General features: G+C 33.3%; 19 protein-coding genes. 6 read left to right on the forward strand and 13 right to left on the reverse strand.

The genetic code is table 11. The features are described from left to right. Nucleotides 1-3: 3 nt before the first annotated feature. From GYM75_RS07030 to GYM75_RS07050, 5 genes are all read right to left on the reverse strand, one after another. A complete protein-coding gene (locus tag GYM75_RS07030; protein ID WP_255556890.1) occupies nt 4-459 on the reverse strand; it encodes a DUF441 domain-containing protein in 456 nt (151 codons plus the stop codon). After that, nucleotides 459-1,169, reverse strand: coding sequence for a phosphoribosylaminoimidazolesuccinocarboxamide synthase (gene purC, locus GYM75_RS07035; protein ID WP_220215266.1), 711 nt, complete (start codon nt 1,167-1,169; stop codon nt 459-461). The genes GYM75_RS07030 and purC overlap by 1 nt, the downstream gene beginning before the upstream one ends. A 244-nt stretch (nt 1,170-1,413) precedes the next feature. After that, nucleotides 1,414-2,145, reverse strand: a complete 732-nt coding sequence (gene bamC / locus GYM75_RS07040) for an outer membrane protein assembly factor BamC (RefSeq protein WP_220215267.1) — start codon at nt 2,143-2,145, stop codon at nt 1,414-1,416. A 36-nt stretch (nt 2,146-2,181) separates the two neighbouring features. Beyond that, nucleotides 2,182-3,060, reverse strand: coding sequence for a 4-hydroxy-tetrahydrodipicolinate synthase (dapA, locus tag GYM75_RS07045; protein ID WP_220215268.1), 879 nt, complete (start codon nt 3,058-3,060; stop codon nt 2,182-2,184). Between the two features lie 95 nt (nt 3,061-3,155). Beyond that, on the reverse strand, nt 3,156-3,914 hold the full coding sequence (locus tag GYM75_RS07050) for a Nif3-like dinuclear metal center hexameric protein (protein ID WP_220215269.1): 759 nt from the start codon (nt 3,912-3,914) through the stop codon (nt 3,156-3,158). A gap of 369 nt (nt 3,915-4,283) precedes the next feature. Between GYM75_RS07050 and GYM75_RS07055 the strand changes: the two genes are divergently transcribed. Together GYM75_RS07055 and rnt are read left to right on the forward strand one after the other, a co-directional pair. Then, on the forward strand, nt 4,284-5,036 hold the full coding sequence (locus GYM75_RS07055; RefSeq protein ID WP_220215270.1) for a tetratricopeptide repeat protein: 753 nt from the start codon (nt 4,284-4,286) through the stop codon (nt 5,034-5,036). Between the two features lie 106 nt (nt 5,037-5,142). After that, entirely contained in the window at nt 5,143-5,826 is a 684-nt protein-coding gene (gene rnt, locus GYM75_RS07060; RefSeq protein WP_220215271.1) for a ribonuclease T, read from the forward strand. A 41-nt stretch (nt 5,827-5,867) separates the two neighbouring features. Here the strand turns inward: rnt and GYM75_RS07065 are convergent, their stop codons facing one another. Beyond that, a complete protein-coding gene (locus GYM75_RS07065) occupies nt 5,868-6,194 on the reverse strand; it encodes a Grx4 family monothiol glutaredoxin (protein ID WP_220217295.1) in 327 nt (108 codons plus the stop codon). 453 nt (nt 6,195-6,647) lie between these two features. Here GYM75_RS07065 and yccS point away from each other — a divergent pair, with 453 nt between their 5' ends. Then, complete coding sequence (gene yccS, locus GYM75_RS07070) at nt 6,648-8,792, forward strand: YccS family putative transporter (RefSeq protein ID WP_220215272.1); 2,145 nt, start codon at nt 6,648-6,650, stop codon at nt 8,790-8,792. A 104-nt stretch (nt 8,793-8,896) separates the two neighbouring features. Here yccS and GYM75_RS07075 read toward each other — a convergent pair whose 3' ends face one another. The 4 genes from GYM75_RS07075 to yejK form a co-directional block, all read right to left on the reverse strand. Beyond that, entirely contained in the window at nt 8,897-9,484 is a 588-nt protein-coding gene (locus tag GYM75_RS07075) for a hypothetical protein (RefSeq protein WP_220215273.1), read from the reverse strand. A 540-nt stretch (nt 9,485-10,024) separates the two neighbouring features. Then, nucleotides 10,025-11,011: a hypothetical protein gene (locus GYM75_RS07080; protein ID WP_220215274.1), complete on the reverse strand. Its 987-nt coding sequence runs from the start codon at nt 11,009-11,011 to the stop codon at nt 10,025-10,027. Nucleotides 11,012-11,327: 316 nt separating this feature from the next. After that, nucleotides 11,328-12,176 (reverse strand): deoxyribonuclease IV, encoded by an 849-nt coding sequence (gene nfo, locus GYM75_RS07085; RefSeq protein WP_220215275.1) that lies wholly within the window; start codon nt 12,174-12,176, stop codon nt 11,328-11,330. A gap of 42 nt (nt 12,177-12,218) precedes the next feature. Continuing rightward, complete coding sequence (gene yejK / locus GYM75_RS07090) at nt 12,219-13,223, reverse strand: nucleoid-associated protein YejK (RefSeq protein WP_220215276.1); 1,005 nt, start codon at nt 13,221-13,223, stop codon at nt 12,219-12,221. A gap of 361 nt (nt 13,224-13,584) precedes the next feature. Between yejK and GYM75_RS07095 the strand changes: the two genes are divergently transcribed. Then, complete coding sequence (locus GYM75_RS07095; RefSeq protein WP_220215277.1) at nt 13,585-14,976, forward strand: MATE family efflux transporter; 1,392 nt, start codon at nt 13,585-13,587, stop codon at nt 14,974-14,976. 195 nt (nt 14,977-15,171) lie between these two features. Here the strand turns inward: GYM75_RS07095 and GYM75_RS07100 are convergent, their stop codons facing one another. From GYM75_RS07100 to GYM75_RS07110, 3 genes are all read right to left on the reverse strand, one after another. After that, nucleotides 15,172-17,787: an autotransporter outer membrane beta-barrel domain-containing protein gene (locus GYM75_RS07100; protein ID WP_220215278.1), complete on the reverse strand. Its 2,616-nt coding sequence runs from the start codon at nt 17,785-17,787 to the stop codon at nt 15,172-15,174. Nucleotides 17,788-18,372: 585 nt separating this feature from the next. Beyond that, a complete protein-coding gene (locus GYM75_RS07105) occupies nt 18,373-19,263 on the reverse strand; it encodes a hypothetical protein (RefSeq protein ID WP_220215279.1) in 891 nt (296 codons plus the stop codon). Nucleotides 19,264-19,547: 284 nt separating this feature from the next. Continuing rightward, entirely contained in the window at nt 19,548-20,414 is an 867-nt protein-coding gene (locus GYM75_RS07110) for a YicC/YloC family endoribonuclease (RefSeq protein WP_220215280.1), read from the reverse strand. A 158-nt stretch (nt 20,415-20,572) separates the two neighbouring features. On the opposite strand from GYM75_RS07110, the gene rph reads away from it, so the two are divergent. Together rph and pyrE are read left to right on the forward strand one after the other, a co-directional pair. Beyond that, on the forward strand, nt 20,573-21,289 hold the full coding sequence (gene rph, locus GYM75_RS07115) for a ribonuclease PH (protein WP_220215281.1): 717 nt from the start codon (nt 20,573-20,575) through the stop codon (nt 21,287-21,289). Nucleotides 21,290-21,302: 13 nt separating this feature from the next. Next, the gene (gene pyrE / locus GYM75_RS07120; RefSeq protein ID WP_220215282.1) at nt 21,303-21,950 is read left to right on the forward strand and encodes an orotate phosphoribosyltransferase; all 648 of its coding nucleotides are present in this window, start codon (nt 21,303-21,305) and stop codon (nt 21,948-21,950) included. Nucleotides 21,951-22,061 lie beyond the last annotated feature (111 nt).

Genomic DNA, 22,061 nt, shown 5'->3' on the forward strand with positions numbered 1-22,061 from the left:
CAACTAATTTTTTCCAATAATTAATGATAATAAACCTGCAGCGATAAGTGGCCCAACTGGAATACCTTTAAAAAATGCAACTCCAATTAAAGTCCCAACGATTAAACCATTTACAATTGTCGGATGCGCTCCAATTAATGAAATTCCACGTGTTCCAAGCCAAGAGACCAGAATACCAACTATGATAGCTAAAATTGATTGCCATGAAGTGAACGATTTTAAGATATCTTTGATGCTTAATGAACCATCAGCAAGCGGAACCATCATAGCTGCAGTTAAAATGACAATACCTATCGTCAGTCCATATTGATTTAAAAATGGAAAATAGGTCGACAATGGGGTTAATTTAAATAAAAGTAACAATAATACGGCAAAAGTGACTGTGTTATTATGCGTTAAATAACACAGTGCAGCTAAACCAAGTAGAAGGAAAAATGAGATATCAAATTGAGCAAGCATCACAATGTAACGCCAATTCTTGTGGCGACTTCCTCATAAGCTTCAATGACACCGCCAAGCCCTTGGCGAAAACGATCTTTATCCATTTTTTTTAAGGTTTCTTTTTCCCATAATCGACAACCGTCAGGGGAAAATTCATCACCCAACGTAATTTCACCCTTAAACAATCCAAATTCAAGTTTATAGTCCACTAAAATAAATCCTGCTTTATCAAAAAGATCGGTCAAAATTGAATTGATTTTAAAGCTTAATGCCTTCATCGTTGATAACTGCTCATCTGTAGCCCAACCAAATGTTTTACAATGTGATTCATTAACCATGGGATCATGCAATGCATCATTTTTTAGGAACAATTCAAATGTTGGCGGATTTAACACCTTACCTTCTTCAACCCCTAAGCGTTTAACCAAAGAACCTGCGGCACGATTTCGAACAACACACTCCACGGGTATCATATCCAGTTTTTTGACGATGACTTCCGTATCAGATAAAAGCGTTTCAACTTGAGTAGGGATACCTGCTTCTTGAAGTTTAGTCATAATAAAATAGTTAAATTTATTATTTACTATCCCTTTGCGTTCAAGCTGTTCTATGCGCAAACCATCAAAAGCTGACGTATCGTTTCTAAATTCTAATATTAATAAATCTGGATTTTCAGTAGTATGAACCGTTTTTGCTTTACCACGGTAAAGTTCTGCCAACTTTTTCATTGTTATAACCTTATATTTAATTGCCAACAAATGATTAAGGAGCTATTCGCTCCTTAGTTCTAAACTTTTTATGGTATAGTTCTTGTACCAATGTAATCAGTAATACCTTTACTTTTGACAGTATTACATTAATTAGTCAAAACTCCCGATACATTTCTACATAAGCATGAAAAACTTAACTAATTCTTCACTGCAACTTAAGTAGATTATTAATCCTTATTTTGTCTATCGCCCATAGCATCTTTTAGCGATCGCTTAATTCTGGATCTTTATCTGTATTCTCGTTTTTGACGCCATCTTTCTCTGCTTTTTGTGGAACAATCCGCGATGATTCTGGTGCTGCATCATCCATTATAAAATTAAATAATCTCACAACATAACGTTGTACTTCTATTGGATCAGATGAAATATCTTGTCCTGCTTTAGATAGGTTTTTTAAGCCAACAGTAATAATTTCTGAACCTGCATGTGTTTCTCTTTGAATGATATAAGAAGCTTGTATAGATAGACCTTCATCTTCAGGATAAATAGATGCATTACTGGTCACTATTTCCTTAGTATTATTGCTACTAATAGGGATATTTCGTTTGCTTAAAGTACTTGGAATGATAGACCATACATCGTTGGAATCAGGGACATTGAGTGTAACAACACCATGGTTATAAGACGCATATGAATCAGGTATTGTTGGAATGGGTATAACTGGTGGACGAACATCAACCTGTTTTCCAACAGCCCCTCCCTCTATTTTATTAGAATAGATATAAAAGTCGATAGTCTCTGCTGGAATCGTTACCCCTTCAGGAACGATTAAAGGTTTTAATGCTGGCGAATCTAAATAATCTTGATTACCGTCAACTTCACGTTTATAACTCTGATCACTACCACAGCCAACAAGGAAAAGAGAGGCTATAGTTGTCATCATAAATGTTTTTTTAATGATCATGTTTTTATTAATTAAGTTTTTATTAAACATAGATGTCTGCTTTTTAATTAAAGGTTATATAAAATATTAGATTAAATTAGCATCTTTTAACGCTTTTTCAACTGCTGGAATCGAAGCATCAGTCAGCGATAACAATGGCAAACGTATTGTCGCATTTTCAATTAAGCCTAATTTAGCACAAGCCCATTTCACGGGAGTTGGATTAGGCTCCATAAACAAGTTATTATGCAAAGAAGCTAGTTTATCATTCAACTCTCTAGCTTGATGAATTTGATTATTTTCAACTAGCTGACAAATAGTCGCAACTTGTTTTGCTGCAACATTAGCGGTAACTGAAATCACACCATCACCACCTAAAATCATAAAATCTAAAAAAGTTGAATCATCACCACTGAGTAATTTAAAATCGTTACCTACAAGTTTACGTGTTTTATATACACGAGATAAATCACCAGTTGCATCTTTAAGAGCGACAATATTTTTAATTTTTGATAAACGCCCAACTGTTTCTGGCTTAATATCACTACTTGTACGACCGGGTACATTATATAATATTTGAGGTAAAGCAGTATTTTCGGCTATAGCTTTAAAATGTTGGTAAAGCCCTTCTTGAGTCGGCTTATTATAATATGGCGCAACCGTTAAACACCCAACCACACCAATATTTTCAACGCGATTGGTTAATTCAATTGCTTCTTTAGTTGCATTTGATCCCGTTCCCGCAATGATATTAATTTTACCATCTGCATAATCAATTGTTCTTTTAATTACATCGATATGCTCATGATGATCAAGCGTTGCTGATTCACCTGTAGTACCAACAGAGACGATCCCTGATGTGCCATTAGCAATATGATATTCGACCAGTTTTTTTAAGCTTACTTGGTCTACATTTCCTTTTGTATCCATCGGGGTAACAAGGGCGACCAGACTTCCTGTAAACATAAAATGACCTCTCATATTATTTATTGATAACTAACTTCAAGAATAAAAAATCTACCGACAAGTATGCGATATTTCTTATTTAAATTCAACTTTTGTTATGCAGGATTATCAATATCAATAAAAATAGTTTCAAGGTCATGTTGCTTGGCTAGCCATTCTCCAAGTTTTTTAATTCCATAACGTTCAGTGGCATGATGTCCAGCAGCATAAAAATTAATTCCATATTCTCGAGCGATATGAATGGTACGTTCAGATACTTCACCAGTAAAAAATGCATCGAATCCTTGTTCTGCAGCAGCTTCAATAAAGTCTTGCCCACCACCACTACACCAGGCAATTCGTTTAATTATTTGAGGGGCATTATCGCCACAAAATAAGACTTCACGATGATTATTATGCAAAACGTTTTCAAGTCTTTTTTTAAATTCTAGAGCGGTTATCGGCTGAGCAAGTGTGCCTTTAAATAAAAGATCGGTGTTATCATCACGTTTATCCACTTCGATTTTGAATAAATCCGCAAGTAATGCATTATTTCCTATAACAGGATGTCCATCTAAAGGTAAATGATATGCATATAAATTGATATTATTTGAAAGCAATGTTTGTAAACGTTTATATTTAATTCCTGTTATCGTTGGAGGTTCATTTTTCCAAAAAAAGCCATGATGAACTAAAATCGCATCAGCATTTAATTTAACGGCTTCATCTAATAATCGTTGGCATGCCGTCACTCCAGTTATCACTTTTTTTATTTGCTTACGTCCTTGTACTTGTAAACCATTAGGTGCATAGTCACGATAGCGTTCAACTTGTAATTCGTGATTGATAATTTGTTGAAGTTCAAAATTTTGCACGTTTTCCTCTCGTATTTTTAATGACTTTTTAAATAACAAAGTGAACTTTTTTTCAAAATCATTTAGTGGATCTCGAACTTATTATAATCGAAATATTGGCAATTTTTTATAATCCTGTCTACATGATTAAGTAGAAACTATTATAAATCATCTCACTTAACGATTCGATCTAGTGACCTTAATGTTAATATTTCAAATAAATTCTTTCATATTTACAAAAGTTTAATAAATAATATTCTGTTTTAAAATGTTTTTTTGATGCTTGAAAACACGAAGTTAAACAAATTAACAATTTTGTTTTTTTTATTATTTATTTGGTTTAGGTTAAATGATACATTACGCAGGTTTATATTAAATGAGGTATAAGATTTGCCATTTTTAGGTATTGGATTAAGTACGATTATCGCTTTATTTTTTGCTGTTCATGCAATAAAAACAAGACAAGAACAATTTTGGTTGTCTATATTATTGGTCTTTCCTTTTATTGGTAGTTTGATTTATTTTTTTGTTATATTTCTACCCGATTTTAGACAATCTCCAGTAGGATATCAAATTGAATCAAAATTATTGAAAGCGTTAGATCCACAACGTGAACTTCGCGAAGCTTTAAGCAATTATGAAATTTCGCCCACTGTTGAAGCAAAAGTCTGTTTAGCTAAAGCATTAATTGATAATGATAGAGCTAACGAAGCATTAATTTATTATCAAGAAGTACTGACTGGCATCTATGAATCTGCACCGGATATTTTATTACAATATGCTTACGCACTCTATCAAGTTAAACAGTACAAAAAGGCAAGAGAAACGCTGGATTATCTAAGAGAAAAAAATCCAAATTATCGTTCAGATGAAGGACACTTACTTTATACCAAAATCTTAGTTGCACTTGAATTAAAAGAAGAAGCTCAAGAAGAATTTAATGCATTAATCAGTTATTATCCAAGTTTAGAAGCCGCTTCTTACTATTTACAAACCTTAATTGAGTGGCATCAAATTTCGCTCGCTAAAGAAGTTTTACAAAAAATTGAATTACGTATAAAGCACTTACCCAAACATGCTAAGCGTATTAATCAGACTTGGATAAAAGAGATTGAAGAAACTAAACAAAAATTAAATAGATAATATTTTTATTGTTTTCGTTAATTATATTTTTTTATGCAATCGACAGTGCTGAATCAAAGGTAAAACTAGGCGAATACGGGAAAAGCTGGCATAATAATTCCATTTTATGCTAAATAAGACCAATATTGTGCCAAATGCAAAATTATGTGAACGTTTCCGTGGTTTTTATCCTGTTGTAATAGATATAGAAACGTCAGGATTTGACCCTAAACTTAACGCAATTCTTGAAATTGCGGCAATCACACTACAAATGACTGATGAGGGTTGGCTAATTCCGGATCAAACCCTTCATTTTCATGTCAATCCCTTTGAAAACTCAATTTTAGAACCAAGTGCCTTAGCTTTTAATGGTATTGATATCGACAACCCATTAAGACAGGCTGTTGACGAAAAAATTGCACTTGAAGAGATATTTAAAATGGTTAGAACAGGGATTAAAGCAAATGATTGCAATCGAGCTGTCATCGTTGCGCATAATGCAAACTTTGACCATAGTTTTTTAATGGCAGCAGCAGAACGTGCCAATATTAAGCGTAATCCATTTCATCCTTTTGCCACCTTTGATACTGCAGCACTGAGTGGTTTAGTCTTTGGGCATACCGTATTAGCAAAAGCATGTGAACTTGCTCACATTCCCTTTGATCACAAGTTAGCCCATTCAGCACTTTATGATACCGAAAAAACCGCTATTTTATTTTGTGAAATAGTAAATCGATTTAAGCGATTAGGAGGCTGGCCATTGCACCAACTGGAGCAAAATCCAATCAATGAGGAATTTCAAAGTAATTAAGAGAGTACTTATACTCTCTTAATTGAATAAAAAATCCATTTTTAAACATGATGTTTTTCAGCTGTTTGTTTTATTAATGTTTGCAGTTCACCTGTTTGGAACATTTCAATCATAATATCACAGCCTCCCACAAGTTCCCCTTCAACCCATAATTGTGGAAAGGTAGGCCAATTTGCATAGTTTGGTAATTCAGCGCGAATATCCGGATTTTGTAAAATATCAACATACGCAAAAGGCTCACCACATTGAGATAATACTTGTACTGCTTGTGCTGAAAAACCACAACTCGGTAATTTAGGCGAGCCTTTCATATACAGAATAATAGGATTTTCTGCAATTTGTTTTTTTATCTTATCAAGTGTTGTCATTTCAGTTGTCATAACGATTTATTCCTTGTTATTTAATAGTTACGTTAACCCATATTTTAACTTAGAATTAAAGCTAGTTATACTATCACCCTTTTAGTTGACGTAATGATAACCTCAATTTTCATCCATTGTTGGTAAGTTACATCAGTAAACAACGGATATATGACTAGATAAATTACTTTAAATTCAGTGAGTAACATCAGTTTATTTTGCATTAAACAAAGCCAAACAAATAAATAAAAGGCTTAACCTATTAGTGTAATAAATGCTTTCATTAATAGCTAAATCTCACTAGTAATGACTTTTTTGTCAATCATCTATTTTGATTTAATTTATTTAACACAAATAATCAAAACATTAATTTTAGCAAGTTGCCTCAGCCCTTTTACAAATTGGCACAATATAGTATGCTACTTACATTTACAGTAACTAACATTCAATTCAAAAAACATCGTGCATCCAATTATCTTAACTTTACGTAAAGTCTTTTATAGTAGTAATCTACTTTTCAGTATTCGTATGTTAATCAGTTTAACAGGTTCAACCTTGGTTCCTTGGTACTTAGGCTATGTGTCGTATGTCATTCCTTTAACACTGGGTGTTGTGGCAGCAGGATTATCCGAAATTGATACACGTTTACTAAGCCGATGTATAAATATTTTATTAACGTTAGTGTGTTTTGCGGTTGCTACTTTTTCTGTTGAGCTATTATTTAATATTCCACTTCTATTCATTATAGGATTAATGAGTTCAACATTTATTTTCATTATGCTTGGTTCTTTGGGGCAACGATATGGCGTTATTGCTTTTGGATCGTTATTAATCGCAGCCTATACCATGTTAGGACATAATTTATTTGATGATAATTACACGCTACCTTGTTATTTATTACTCGGCGCTTTATGGTATAACATTGTTTCTTTGATTGAATCCCTCATTCAGCCAATTCGAACTACCCAACAGACTATTTCAACTTGTTTTGTTAAATTAAGTCATTACCTTGATGCTAAAGCGGCAATGTTTGATCCGGATGAAACTCATGAATTTAAAAGTCAAACATTAGAATTAACCGAATGTAACAATCAAGTAATTAATGTGTTTAATCAAGCTAAACACGCTCTTTTCAATCGATTAAAAGCTTATCAAGGTCAATCATATGTGAAGAAAATGCTTAGTTATTACTTTGTGGCTCAAGATATTCATGAGCGAGCAAGCTCTTCACATGGTGATTATCAAGCGCTAAGTCAACATTTTAAACATAGTGATATTTTATTTCGCTTTGCACGAATTTTGAATTTACAAGCAAAAGCATGTGCCAAATTAGCCGTTTCCATTAAAATGAATCAAACTTATCAGCATGATTCATTATTTGCTCGTCATTTTTCATATTTAGAAGAAGCTATAACCCATTATCAAGCTAAAGATAAAACGGAAGTTTTACTGGTTAAATCCCTGCAAAATCTTTATCAAAATTTGTTATCTATCGACTTATTATTAGCAAATATTGATAATGAACAACATCTATCAAAAGACAAAGAAAATAATGAATTAATTGATGAGGAACTCACAAGTTTCTATGATATCTTTGCTAAAATTAAACATAATTTAACACTCAAATCCGCCCTTTTTCGTCATGCAATACGTATGAGTATTGTTCTGTTTGTTGGCTATATCATCATCTATTTTTCTAATCTTTCTCATGGTTATTGGATTATCCTTACCAGTCTTTTTGTTTGCCAACCAAACTATTCAACGACTAAATATCGACTAAAATTACGTATCATTGGTACTATATTAGGTATTATTGTTGGCATTCCGTTAACCTACCTATTTCCAAGCATCATTGAACAGTTAATTTTAATCATCATAACTGGTTGGCTATTTTTCTTATTTAAAAATTCTCAATATGCTTACGCTACCGCATTTATTACATTATTAGTCTTTTTTAGTTTCAGTTTAATTGGCGAAAACAGTGTAGAAGTTGCTATTTTACGAATTATAGCAACATTGATAGGCTGTTTTATTGCTTGGTTTGCTGTTAGTTTTATTTGGCCAGACTGGAAATTTAGAAATTTAACCAAACTAGTTGATCGTGTTTGCCATGATGATAGTCACTATCTGGCGCTTATTGGAAGTCAATATTTAACGGGTAAAACCAATGACCCAAAATATCGATTAGCAAGACGCGCCGCTCACGATAGTAATGCAGATCTATCGACATTGATTAGCCTGATGACAAAAGAACCTCATGTAAATCGAAACGTGATTGAACAGGGTTTTCGTTTATTAACGCTTAATCACACCTTAATCAGCTATCTTTCAACCTTAGGTTCGCACCGTGATAAGATCATTGCTCGAGATACATTGGATCTATTTGATGATCTATCTGTCTATATCATCAATCTTTTAAACGATAAAAAACTCGATGAAAATGCACAAGTCATGAAAAAAACGATTTCAAATTATATTGAAACCATTTCCATTAATGACGAACAAAACACTAATGATCTTTTGGTTTTACAGCAACTGGCATTAATTTTGGACATTCTACCTGAATTCATTCATTTAGTGGTTCAGTTAGAAGATCCAACCAACTGATTGCTTAGAAAATTTAGATGTTTGAGGATCATTGATGAATCTGGTCAAAATTAATTATATTCTCAAACATCTAATAAAAATTTTTGGTATGCTTCAAGGTAATTTTAATGACTAAATGGATTTTCTTTACCAATGTAAACTAATGGATTGGTAAAATTCTTTAATTTATCAGCATCAATTTCAAATCCAAATATAAAATCGGATTCAAAATAAGGACCACTATCTTCAATAGTGTGATCAGGGCTAATAATCGCTATAGCATTCAACTCATTTAATGCAAATGACTTGAGTTGTTTCGAATCTTTATCGAACACATAGACAAAATCTGAATCTGATAAGCCTGATTTAGCGATAAATATTTCATAATCCCTACCTTCAATACGGTAGTAATTATTTTTATATTCTGCACTTACTGGATCGGTATGATTTTGCTCTGCACGACTTAAGAAGAAAGCGCCAATTGAACGACCACCATGATTAAGTAAATCATCAGTAACAGAGATAAATGCAAAACGTTTTTTTTCTTCTAAATAATCAATATATTTTAATTTATGCAATTCAATATTTTTAGTTATTTGTTTATCATCAGATAGATTTGAAGCTGGGGTAGCTTTTGCATAACACACAAAACTTGACAGTGTAACAACAACTAAAACACCTATTTTTCTAAATGATTTTTTAATACAACTCATACTCCATCCTTGATTATGCGGATATTTAAGTTTATAGGATTAAACTTTATTTTTTATAAAATTATTATTAAACTGTCAAAATACCAAACAATCTAATAAACATATAATAAAACTTTTTGATACCAAAAATAATTGTATTTAATTTTTGGCAATTATACTCTTATTTATGTAACAATAACTCAAAAAAATAAAAAAACTGAATTGTAAATTTTCAATATTCTATATTTTTACCTTTTCAGTTTTAAAATTATCTTACTGATTTAATGAATTTTATAAATATATTATGACCATAAAATGTTTTGAGTGTATTACATCAATTTAATAGTCTGTTAAGTCATATCCAATAAAATCTTGGTGATTATTATTTTTATTTCACTGGTAATACAAGTTTATTAAGACAAATTACTATTCCAGGTTGTCGAGTTCACGGTTTTAGCACATTTAGTGTGCCTTCCTAATACATTTATTTTTATTGTCATTCTTTCAAATACCAACAAACTTTGGTTAAAGTTTAACTGGATAATATCTTGTAAGTCCCATTTAATGACGATTATCACATTTCAATGCTATCCCTTCCTTTTCAGGCACAATAAAATGAAGTTCATCACAGTAAAATGAGAACCATTCAAAGCCAAATACCACTGGCGGTAACGCTTTGAATAGTCGTCCTGCCCATTGGAGTTTGTCTCTACTATCTGTATGAAAATTATTTAATTTAGCAAACATGCCAAGTTCGCCATGATCTAAGTGCTTTTTAAAAATCGTGTGACCTTTATTATCCAAGACTTGTAGTTCTCTTATAGAAGTATCCATATCCGACCCAACAAGATCCTGAACATAAAACGTCATATCATTAGCTTTAGCCATATAGCTTTTTATTAAATTTTTGTCATCACCATAAATTTTATTTGATAATTTATCTGATCCTGTATCCGGATAATTTGCATTTGGAATTAACCGCCAATCAAGTGGTGTAAGTTGTTCTTGTGCAAAAGGATTATCTTTTGTTATAGAAACCAATAAATCATAATCTGAACGAAACCTTGGCAATAATTCTTGCGGTAAGTCGAATCCAATTCGATAATCTTCCGTATCATAAGGAGGCGAACGATCGGATCTAAAAAAATCTAATATCGCCGTTGCTTCTATAGATAAAATTGGATAGGAGTAGAGTTGATTGTTTGTGTAATCATAAATCCAGAAATACGCATCTTCTGCAATCCCTGCCATTTTCATAAACAATTTGCGTTCTTTGTCGGTTAATGTATATTTTTTTGGGGTTAGATTGGCATGTAGTATTTTTTTGTCAGCATCGGGCGGTAAAGTTTCCGATAACGATACATGAAAAAATATCCTATCAGGGTCGAGATATTCGACGCTCTCCACATTATATATCTCGACATCTTTTATTACTTTTATGTTCGATTCAGCAGTTTCAGATTTATCCGAATTGGTGTTGGTGCTGCAATTGCTGAGTAATAACAATGTGATAAAACTCATCAGTAATAAATATAACTGCTTTTTCATTTTATTTCCTATGCACTTTTTATAAGACAACGTTATGCTACTGGTTGTCTGATTCACTGTTTAAGCACATTGAGTGTGCCTTCCTGTTACAGGTATTTTTATTATACCTTTTACTAACAATAAGGCACTTGTGTTAATTTTTACAAGATAATGTCTTGAAAGTTTCATTTAATGGCGATTATCCCCTTTGGTGTTATTTCGTCATTGTAAGGGAAATAAAATCGAAGTCTTCACAGCTAAATGCGAACTATTCAAAGCAAAATACCATTAAAGGTAAATCTTTAAATAGTTGCTCTCCCCATTGGTATTTTTTAATTTAATTTTCTTTACTCTGTGCTTTTAGCCATGCGATTTCTTGTGACCAAATATCCGGATCGATAGTTTCGAGAATCAGCGGGATTTCATCAATTCTTGGATCTTGCATAATATATTTAAAAGCCGTTTCACCTATGTTCCCTTTTCCTAAACTGTTATGGCGGTCAACATGGCTAGCAAGTTCACTTTTGGCATCGTTTAAATGCATGCCTCGTAAATATTTAAAACCAACAATTTTTTCAAATTCGGCGAACGTTTCTTGACAGGCTTTTTCAGTACGTAAATCATAACCAGCAGCAAAGGCATGACAAGTATCGATACAGACACCAACGCGAGTTTTATCTTCCACTTGGTCAATAATTTGTGCCAAATGTTCAAATTTATAACCTAAATTAGAGCCTTGACCTGCGGTATTTTCAATTACGGCAACCACATTGTTAGTTTTATCTAACGTAATATTAATAGATTGAGCAATTCGGCTGAGGCATTCATCAACAGATATCTGTTTTAAATGACTACCCGGGTGGAAATTAAGTAACGTTAATCCGAGTTGCTCACAACGCTGCATTTCATCTAAAAAGGCGATGCGTGATTTTTCAAGTTGTTCACTATCCGGATGACCTAAATTGATAAGATAACTATCATGTGGCAATATCTGTTTACTAGTAAAGCCGTATTTTTCACAGCGCTTTTTAAAGCTATCAATCATAGCGCTTTCAAGTGGCTTTGCATGCCATTGACGTTGATTTTTGGTGAATAGCGCAAAAGCAGTTGCGCCAATTTGATAAGCATTGATTGGGGCGTTATCGACCCCACCAGAAGCGCTGACATGCGCGCCAACATATTTCATACTTTTGAATCCTGATAATTGTGTTAAAAAAGGAATTTATAATTAGTTTGAACCACTATTACGTTGCAACTGATCACGTAAGTTAGGTGGTACACCTTTTATCACTAAAGAATCGGTTTGCGGATCCCATTTAATTCGTTCACCAAGGAGATCGGAATCAAAGCTCAATGTTAATCCCCCGCCACTTCCTGAGAATTTTTTAAGTTGGCGCAAAGCACTACGATCAACGGGAAACGTTTCTTCCAAATCGTAATCACTGTTTTTAACAAATTCCATAAAATTGTTATCACCATTAGTTGGTAATTCATTGGCAAGATTTTTAAGCTCAATTTCTTCACCTGCTTGCAATTGAGCTTGGCAATAATTGTAAACATTTTCACGTGCGTGAACTTTGTCTTGTTTATCAAATTGCATTTCTTGACAATAATCATCAACCGCTTTCACTAAAGTTTTATTTTGTGCTTTAGCATCTAACCCTTCGCTTGCACCTAAGTAATCCATAAAAAAGTCTGATACTTTACGCCCTACTCTTCCTTTTAAAAAGGTCAAATAACGTTTAGAATCATTAGCTGTTTCCCATTCAGTGATATCGATTCGAGCGATAATATCAGCGTGATCAATATCTAAATATTGTGTTTCAGATATATCAAGTTGTTCATTGACTAACATGCTCGAACAACTATTTAAAACCGCAATGATCAGATACTCTACCGCTAAATAACGGTAATGACAAAAAACGACTGTGCCGCCTTCAGCAAAAGGGTATTTAGCAAGTTCATTGCGTAACTGTTTAGTGGATTCTTGACTAAAATGTAAAAAATCTTGGTTGCCAAGCCGTAATTCTTTAAGTGATTGTTCAAATAAACTTTCTTCGTTGAACAGACCGTATGCTTTACTTTTATTATTATAAATACGATTTATATCTTCAATTAAATTAACCACAGCTTGCTGATTACTTAGCATCGAGTCACGCAATTGTAGTTCAATTTCGGTATCGCTTTTTCTAATTAATTTATGCAAGATAACTTTTTCTATTTGTACACTCATTAGGGATTCCTATTTGGATCGCAATATTAAATTATGGTATATTTTACCAAAGCACTGAAAAAGTGCTATCAACAAATGAAAACCTGTTTGACTTATATGAGATAAACATTTCAAAATCGGCAATAACATCTTATCTACTTAAGCTTTCTTACTATTTAAAGCTACAATATATGACGGTGATTCGCTTTCTAAAAATTTTTTTGGCATTAATTGAATATTAATTTTAAATGTTGGTTTGATAAATCTTCAAAGTAACGAATATTGCTAATTCAACTAGCAAACGTCACTGACTTTAAATAATATATCAAACTATATTGTAAACAAATAACCTTTAAAAAAACCTTATGTGGTAATAACAACTATGGCTCACTCCAAAGATATTTATAATGATTTCAGAAATAAAAAAATCAGTTCATTATTTTGGCAATATGCATTACCGGCCGTAATAGGAACTATTGTTAATACGTTATATAACATTATTGATGGTATTTTTATCGGTCATTGGATTGGGCGTGAAGCTCTCAGTGCCGCTGGACTTATTTTGCCAGTCATGAATTTTGCGGCAGGAATAGGTATGTTAGTTGGAATTGGTTCTGCTAGCCGAATATCAATTTTTTTAGGGCGAGGCGAAAATGATCAGGCAGAAAAAGTTGCCGGTACCTCTTTTATGTTAACTGCGCTATTGAGTGGTTTAACATTATCATTATTGCTTTATTTTGTTGATCCCGTTTTACGTTTTGTGGGGTCTAGTCCCGTCAATCACACCTATGCTAGAGAATTTTTAGAAGTCTTTTTACCCGGCAGTATCTTCCTAACATTGACGTTTAACTATAACAATATGATGCGTGCCAGTGGTTATCCGTTTAAAGCGATGGTAACGATGTTTGTCAGCGTGATTGCTAATATAATTTTAGCGCCAATTTTTATCATTGGTTTGGGTTGGGGTATGCGTGGTGCTGCCCTAGCAACGACGCTATCTATGTTGATAAGTTTTCTGTTTGTCATGCAGCATTTTATTAGTAAAAACAGCAATATTAAATTGTATCTACGGAATTTCAGACTCAATTTGAAAATTGTCAAAGCGATCTTATCTATCGGGATGTCACCCTTTGCTATGCAAATTGCCGCTTCCGTTGTGGTTGTGTTTATCAACTGGCAACTCAATCACTATGCACCATTAGCCCATGAATCAAGCGATGATGCTATAGCGGCTTATTCAAATGCAAATCGACTTATTACCTTAATTATCATGATAGTTATCGGCATCAATCAAGGTATGCAACCTATAATTGGTTACAATTATGGTTCTAAAAATTACGCAAGAGTAAAAGCTACGTTTTTTTATGCCGTAAAAGTTGCAACGGTGGTCACTTCAATTGGATTTGTTCTTGGATTCTTTATTCCTGATACATTAGTTAAAGCCTTCAGTTCCGAACAAGATTTAGTTTCATTATCAGCAATAGCGCTTCGTTACACTACGCTATCCTTTGCTTTTGTTGGTTTTCAAATGGTCACAACAAGCTTTTTCCAATGTATAGGTATGGCAAAGATTTCAATTTTACTAAGTCTATCAAGACAAATTTTAATTCTGTTACCCGCCCTCTATATATTACCGTTATTCTTCGGTTTTGATGGCGTTTGGGCTGCATCACCAACAGCGGATCTCTTATCTACTGGGACAGCTTATATAGTGCTTTATTGCTATTTTAAATCAATTAGAAATAGAGATTGTTCCTTAAGACTAAATGAATAGTTTTAATTTTTATTTAACCATTAAAAAGCATCCCTTTGTCAAAAGGATAAAATTGAATAGATAAACAATAAACTTATGACCTATTAAGTAATTACCTTAAAAATTTAGTTATTTTTTTCAGAATGATACTTTTAAGTCAAAAAAAAAGCAGTACTTTTAGTACTGCTTTAAACTTAGTTAGCTATATAAAAAATGTTAGAATGAATAAATTAAACCTAGTTGTCCACCAACTTGTGAATACTTATCAGAACCAAAGCGTCCATCAAGTTGAGCATAAGCGCTTAGCGATTTTGTAAAATTACCACTCACACCTGCTTTAAACTCTGCGAAATTTTTACCCAGATCGGCATCGACATGTTTACCTTTAACTTTAGCTTCTGGTGATGTTGAATCATAAATCCAGTTCGCTTCAACAAATGGTAATATACCTGTAGTCGATTTTGTATTTTGTGCATATAAACGTGCACCTAAGCGTAATTGTGCGCCGTCAGCATTGATATTATCCACTTTTCCAGTTCGACCCAAATTAAATTTATCGCTGTCTTGCCAGGTATAACCAACTTGAGCATGTGGTTCAAATAGCCAATTTGTTTCTTCTCCTTGAAGAGCAATCAAACCATAACCCATTTCGGCAGATAAGCTAAATGCATTGCCATCATACTTACTAGAATAGTTTCTTACATTTGATAAATGTACAGAAGTCTTATGTTTGAACCAGCTATATTGTGCCCAAGTATCGACATAAAGCCCTTCACCATTTGTCTGAGCATTCCAATGACCATACACACCTAAATTATAGCCGTTAACAGTTCCATCACCTTTACGTTGACTATGTTTTTGTTTGGTATCAATTGAACTGTGACCGTAACCACCATAAACACCAACTTTTAATTGATCTGTGCTTAGTACATCAACACCCATTTCTATTACTGATGTTTTGATTTTTACTGACTGTTTGCCATTAAACATATCTGTGCGAGTACGATGATACTTATAACGCATCCAGACATCTGAATCCGGAACATAAATAGCTGCATCACGATCATGTGCACTTTGACGGAACATATTTGACGCGGCTAATTGGTTAGCAAAAACAGAAGCAACAACTGGTGATTTTCTTATATTTGATAATGCACTAGTATATTCAATGGTTAATTTACCATCTTCATCTCGTCCAATAGTATAATCAATTTCACTATCTTTCTTCTCAATTACATTCCAAATCGCTTCATCTTCGCCTTCAACATCAACAAACTGGATTTTTCCGTCATCAACATCGCCATTACCAATTTCAGTAATATCAATATTGGTTTTACCTGAAGCATCACCTTTAATAACAAGTTTATCTGACTGACCGTTTTCGGTATCCAGATAAACATTTAGTCTACCATCATCGCCGTAGTAATCGCCATTTACTGTTAATACAGTATCTGCAGAGTTTTCACCTAAATCGACAGTACCACCATTGACTAGATTTCCAATTGTTTGGTCATGATCTCTTAAATTTAGCGAACCATTTTTACCAATATTGTAATCAGATTTCTCACTGAAGACATTTTTGGCATTTGCATTCCAAGATCCACCTGTTATATTGGTGTTTCCTTCATAAGTATGTTTACCACTAATAAAGTTATCACCAGAGATTACATTGACATTGCCTTTTCCATTTGCTTTGCTATCAATATCCCAGCCTACTTGATAATCATTATTAGTATGATTGAAATTAAGTTCACCCGCTGGTAATGATGGATCTTGATTTACAAAATGGATAGCTGGCACATCAACCGTTCCCGCTTTTTGTGGTGCTTCGTTTGGTTTACCACCAATATTTAATTTACCGCCCTCATTGATGGTTATACCTTCACTTTTGCTTTTGTCGTTTTCAGTTGTGGCTATTTTGGCATCATTAGAGACCGTGATTTCACTTTTGTTACCAATGAATATATCCTTAACCACATTCAATTCAGAATCAGTTCCATCAATAAATACTTTACCGCCATTTCTAACGACTAAAGTACCGTTGACTTTATCACCAATATTGGCTTTAGCACCATTTAAAATATTCAGCTCAGCATGACCTGTATTTGTATTTTTTTCTGGCCCTACACGCATAGTGGCCGCTTTTAATGTTGAATCCTTACCTATAACATTAAAAATTGCGGTACCATTTGCATATCCAAGTAATAAAGTATTTTTTGCATCAAATAAGCCGCCCTCTATTACGTCAACTTTGGCATTACCATTAGAACCAACAATTACTTGAATATTCGCATCTTGAATAAATGCGCTTCCTTTACCTTTCACTGTTAGGGTAGTATTAGAACCAGCTTCACTTCCTATACTTGGCGAAGCCCAAGCAGTATTTGTGAAAGTACCACCATTTGTGATTAATACATTCGCATCACCACCTTGGAAGCCAAAATAAGCAACACCTTGAGCATTAGTAAGATGTCCATTATCAAGAATTAATTCACCTGAATTTCCTGCGCCTCTACCAACTAAAATTCTTGATAACGTTAGTGTACCGCCATCACTAATCGTTAGACTTCCTTTTCCATTTGCCCCTGACCCTAATGAATATTCATCATTGGTTATTTGACCACTTTGAATTGTGCCAGTACCATCACCTTTGATTGTTTCATTCGAATTAATATGTATTGATGCAGCAAGTGCACTTTCAGACATAGCAGCTGTAATCAAGATGGCCGCAGCAATTTTACTTACTGAAGATTTTGTTTTGCCTTTGGCTAGTTCTGATACAGCCAAGCTTATTCCTTGTCTATTTTTTAATACCTTGTATATCTTATTCATTTGTTATGATTTCCTTCATTTTAACGATATTTAAAAAAGCTAATGATATTTTACTAGCTTTTGTAAAAAAATATTATTGATCGGATATAGTGATCAATCAATACCCCATTTATCGAAAATTTCTAACAAATAATGTAATTTTATTTTAATTTATTGTTTTTATTGTTAATTGATAGTTAATTACGTGACAATTAATTAGTGTTTTTTTCGCTAAATTTACAATTCAACCTTGGAAATATGATAACAATTTAATTGTCTTTCTATTTTTTATATGGTGTTGTTTATATGTAATAAATTCGTCATTTAATAGAATTTGCAATCGAGTATTAATCTCCTAAGAAAAATTAATTTAGTCTGCTTTCATTATAGAGTCATTGATCAATTTTAGTTGCAACCTACAGTAGATAAGGAAATACCATATGTTTTACAAACAATTAATCATTTTTAGATTATTTTTACTAGTCTGAAATTAAGGGAAATAATGATCTTTCTTCTTGATTTCGAAGAAAGATTTATTTTGAAGAGGATTTTCACAGGTACCTGATTAAATACCTGATTTTATGTTAGTAATTGACCAAATTAATATTAGATTTGAGATGAAAATAGATGATCGGTTTGCTGGTCAATGTAAGCTTGATTGACAAGTATTCCATCACTCACACCTTCAACTTGAGGACCTTTATCCGTATGTTTTAACATTTTTTTCGTTATCGTTAAGACACTTTTTTGCTGGCATTTTGGACATTGGCAATATTCATAATTTAGAAGAGACACGCTTTCGCCTGTTGTGGTAACAATATCCTTAGTATCCTTATGAAAATCCACATTTGCTAATGCATTGGCATAACTACCTACTCGGCTATTATTAATATTGTCTTCTAATTCTTCATTAGACAAGGAATAGAAAAAATATTTTTTGTACCAAGTTTGGCAATCTTCACAAAAGGCATCTTCTATAAATAAAACTGTTAAAATTGGGTAAAAGAAGACTAAGAATTCAACCAGATAAACGCCAGCTAATAACATCCCTGAAATTGAACCTTTTGATGAGCTACCTTTAGTAATCGTGATTTCACGATAAGGAATAATATCATCTATTAATATAGTTATGGTATCAATTGGCGATAAAAACAGTGAAATCCAATTTGACAAGTAATTAGTGTCAAATAACAAAACTTCAAAAGTAACCAAATTTGAATAATAGGCAAATAAGCAGATTAAAAAAGTCATTAATATATTGATTTTAACGTTACGGATCTTCGCTAATTGAGATAAATTAGATTGCAACATGATTATCAAATAACACATCCCGACAAGAAGACCGATATCAATAAGAATCAATGGAGAAAAACGAGAGATTATGGCATATACTACGCCGAGTATAATAGCCACAAAAATACCAAGCAAAGTTAAAACAATTGTAGAGCCCAGATTGAATTTATTTGAAAATTGATAGTGTTCAGTTGAGGTGTTCATTATTTTTTCCTTATGTTTATAGATATAATCTACTTTGATTATTTCAACAGAAAAATTGAATAATTTATTTTATTGACAGTAAGTAAAACCGTCATTATTTTTATAAAATATATCAAAGCTTATTTTTTGAAGCGGCGTATTTTAATATGAGTAAAAGGAAAGAAAAAGGGGTTTTTTTAATTGTTAAAATCGTACTATTTTTAAACTCATTAACTTCTCAATATTTTGATAATAAAATCAATTGATATTGAGAAGAATTACGTTGTTATATCTAATTAATAAAATTATTCGATATTTTGTACTTGTTCTCGAATTTGTTCTATTAAAACTTTTAATTCAATGGCACTTGCCGTGACATCGGCATTAATGGATTTTGAGGCAATGGTATTCGATTCGCGGTTGAATTCTTGCATCATAAAATCAAGTCGACGCCCAATGGCTTCATTTTTTTTCAAAATTGCATAAGTTTCTTTAACGTGTGTCATCAAACGATCAAGCTCTTCAGCAACATCAATACGTTGAGCCATCATGACAATTTCTTGTTCTAACCTTGAGCTATCTAATTCGATATTGGCTTCAGCTAATTTATTTTGTAGACGCTCTTTTTGCCATTCCAAAATTTGTGGCATCCATTGACGAATTTTTTCAACTTGTTCGGTTATTCCCTCAAGTCGTTGGATGATAAGATCACGTAATGCTTTGCCTTCTCGCTCACGCACAGCAATAAATTCATCAATTGTCGAATCTAATAAAGCTAGAAGTTCTTGTGATATGGTGTCTAAATTTTGCTCTTTAGCTGATAACACACCTGGCCAACGTAAGACATCAATAGGATTCACTTCACCAGATTTGTGCTCTGACTGAATCCAATTAGCTGCATTTAAAATTTGCTTAGCAAGATCTTGATTTAAAGATAATTCTTGATGTTGTGCAGCAGGATCCAATTCAAAACGCAAATGGCATTCAATTTTACCCCGCGTTAAACGATGACGAAGCCGTTCACGAATAATAGGCTCAAGTGAGCGAAACTGTTCAGGCAAACGGATGTAAGTTTCTAAATAACGTTGGTTGACCGAACGAAGCTCCCAAGAAGCGGTCCCCCATGGTTGATTTACTTCTTTTCTGGCATAAGCGGTCATACTGGAAATCATAATGGCTTCCTAAAATTTGTAAAAAACTTGCTGGGCATTGTATCACAAATTCTGTATAATGCGCTCTTAGCTTAGGCTAAACATCAACCTTTTCTTGTTGATGTCCTCCTAAATGGTAAATTCAAAACGATTTTTAAATATAATTGCTGGAGAAATGCATGCGCCCGTCAGGTCGATCTGCGGAACAAGTCCGCCCTATCAAAATTACCCGTCATTACACTAAGCATGCAGAAGGTTCTGTATTAGTTGAGTTTGGTGAAACAAAAGTACTGTGTAATGCAACTGTCGATGAAAGTGTTCCTCGTTTTTTAAAAGGTCAAAATCAGGGTTGGGTCACGGCTGAATATGGTATGTTGCCACGAGCCACTAATTCGAGAACACAACGTGAAGCGGCAAAAGGTAAACAGACAGGTCGCACGATGGAAATTCAACGATTAATTGCTCGTTCATTAAGAGCAATGATAGATCTTAAACTTTTAGGCGAATATACCATTACCTTAGACTGCGATGTCATTCAAGCTGACGGTGGTACAAGAACAGCTTCAATTACTGGCGCGTGTGTAGCCCTAAATGATGCGATCAATAAAATGATTGCCGAAGGTAAAGTAAAACAAAATCCGATTAAATCATTGGTCGCTGCTGTGTCTGTCGGTATTGTCGATGGTCAACCGGTATGTGATTTAGAATATATTGAAGATTCTAATGCTGAAACTGATATGAATGTAGTAATGACTGATGACGGACGAATTATTGAAGTTCAAGGAACTGCCGAAGGTGAACCTTTTAGTCATGACGAATTATTAAAATTATTAGAATTAGCTAAAAATGGCATTGCAACAATTATTGATGCACAAAGACAGGCCTTAAAAGATTAATTGGAGAGGATCGATGAAATCATACAAAAGTGAATTTATTGAATTTGCTTTAAATCGGCAAGCATTGAAATTTGGCGAATTCACCTTAAAATCAGGTCGAAAAAGTCCTTATTTTTTTAATGCGGGTTTGTTTAACACCGGTAAAGATTTAGCCCTTTTAGGTCGCTTTTACGCTGCTGCTTTATTAGATGCCAAGCTTGAATATGACGTAATTTTTGGCCCTGCTTATAAGGGGATTCCGATTGTATCATCAACTGTCGTTGCATTATCTGAACATCACAACGTTGATGTACCCTACTGCTTTAATCGTAAAGAGGCAAAAGATCATGGTGAAGGAGGTAACTTGGTCGGTAGTTCGATTTACGAACAACGTGTTATGCTGATTGACGATGTTATTACTGCCGGAACCGCAATACGTGAATCGATGCGAATATTGGAAGATAATAAATCAAAATTAGCTGGCGTATTAATTTGCTTAGACCGACAAGAAAAAGGTCGTGCCGATCTTTCTGCAATTCAAGAAATTAAACAAACTTATCATTGCGAAGTGATTTCAATTATTACGCTTGATGATTTGATCCAATATCTTTATCAAGATCCAACCAGACAAGATCAAGTTAAACTAGTTGAAGCCTATCGTGCGCAATATGGTATAAACTAAAGTAAACTTTTACACAATCATCAAATAAAATAAAAGCGTTGAAAAACGCTTTTACATCTTTTTAGAATCCCATACATTTTTTAGACATTTAATCTGCTTTTTATCTATAAT

The organism is Gilliamella sp. ESL0441 (genome assembly GCF_019469185.1).
Classification (GTDB): Bacteria; Pseudomonadota; Gammaproteobacteria; order Enterobacterales; family Orbaceae; genus Gilliamella.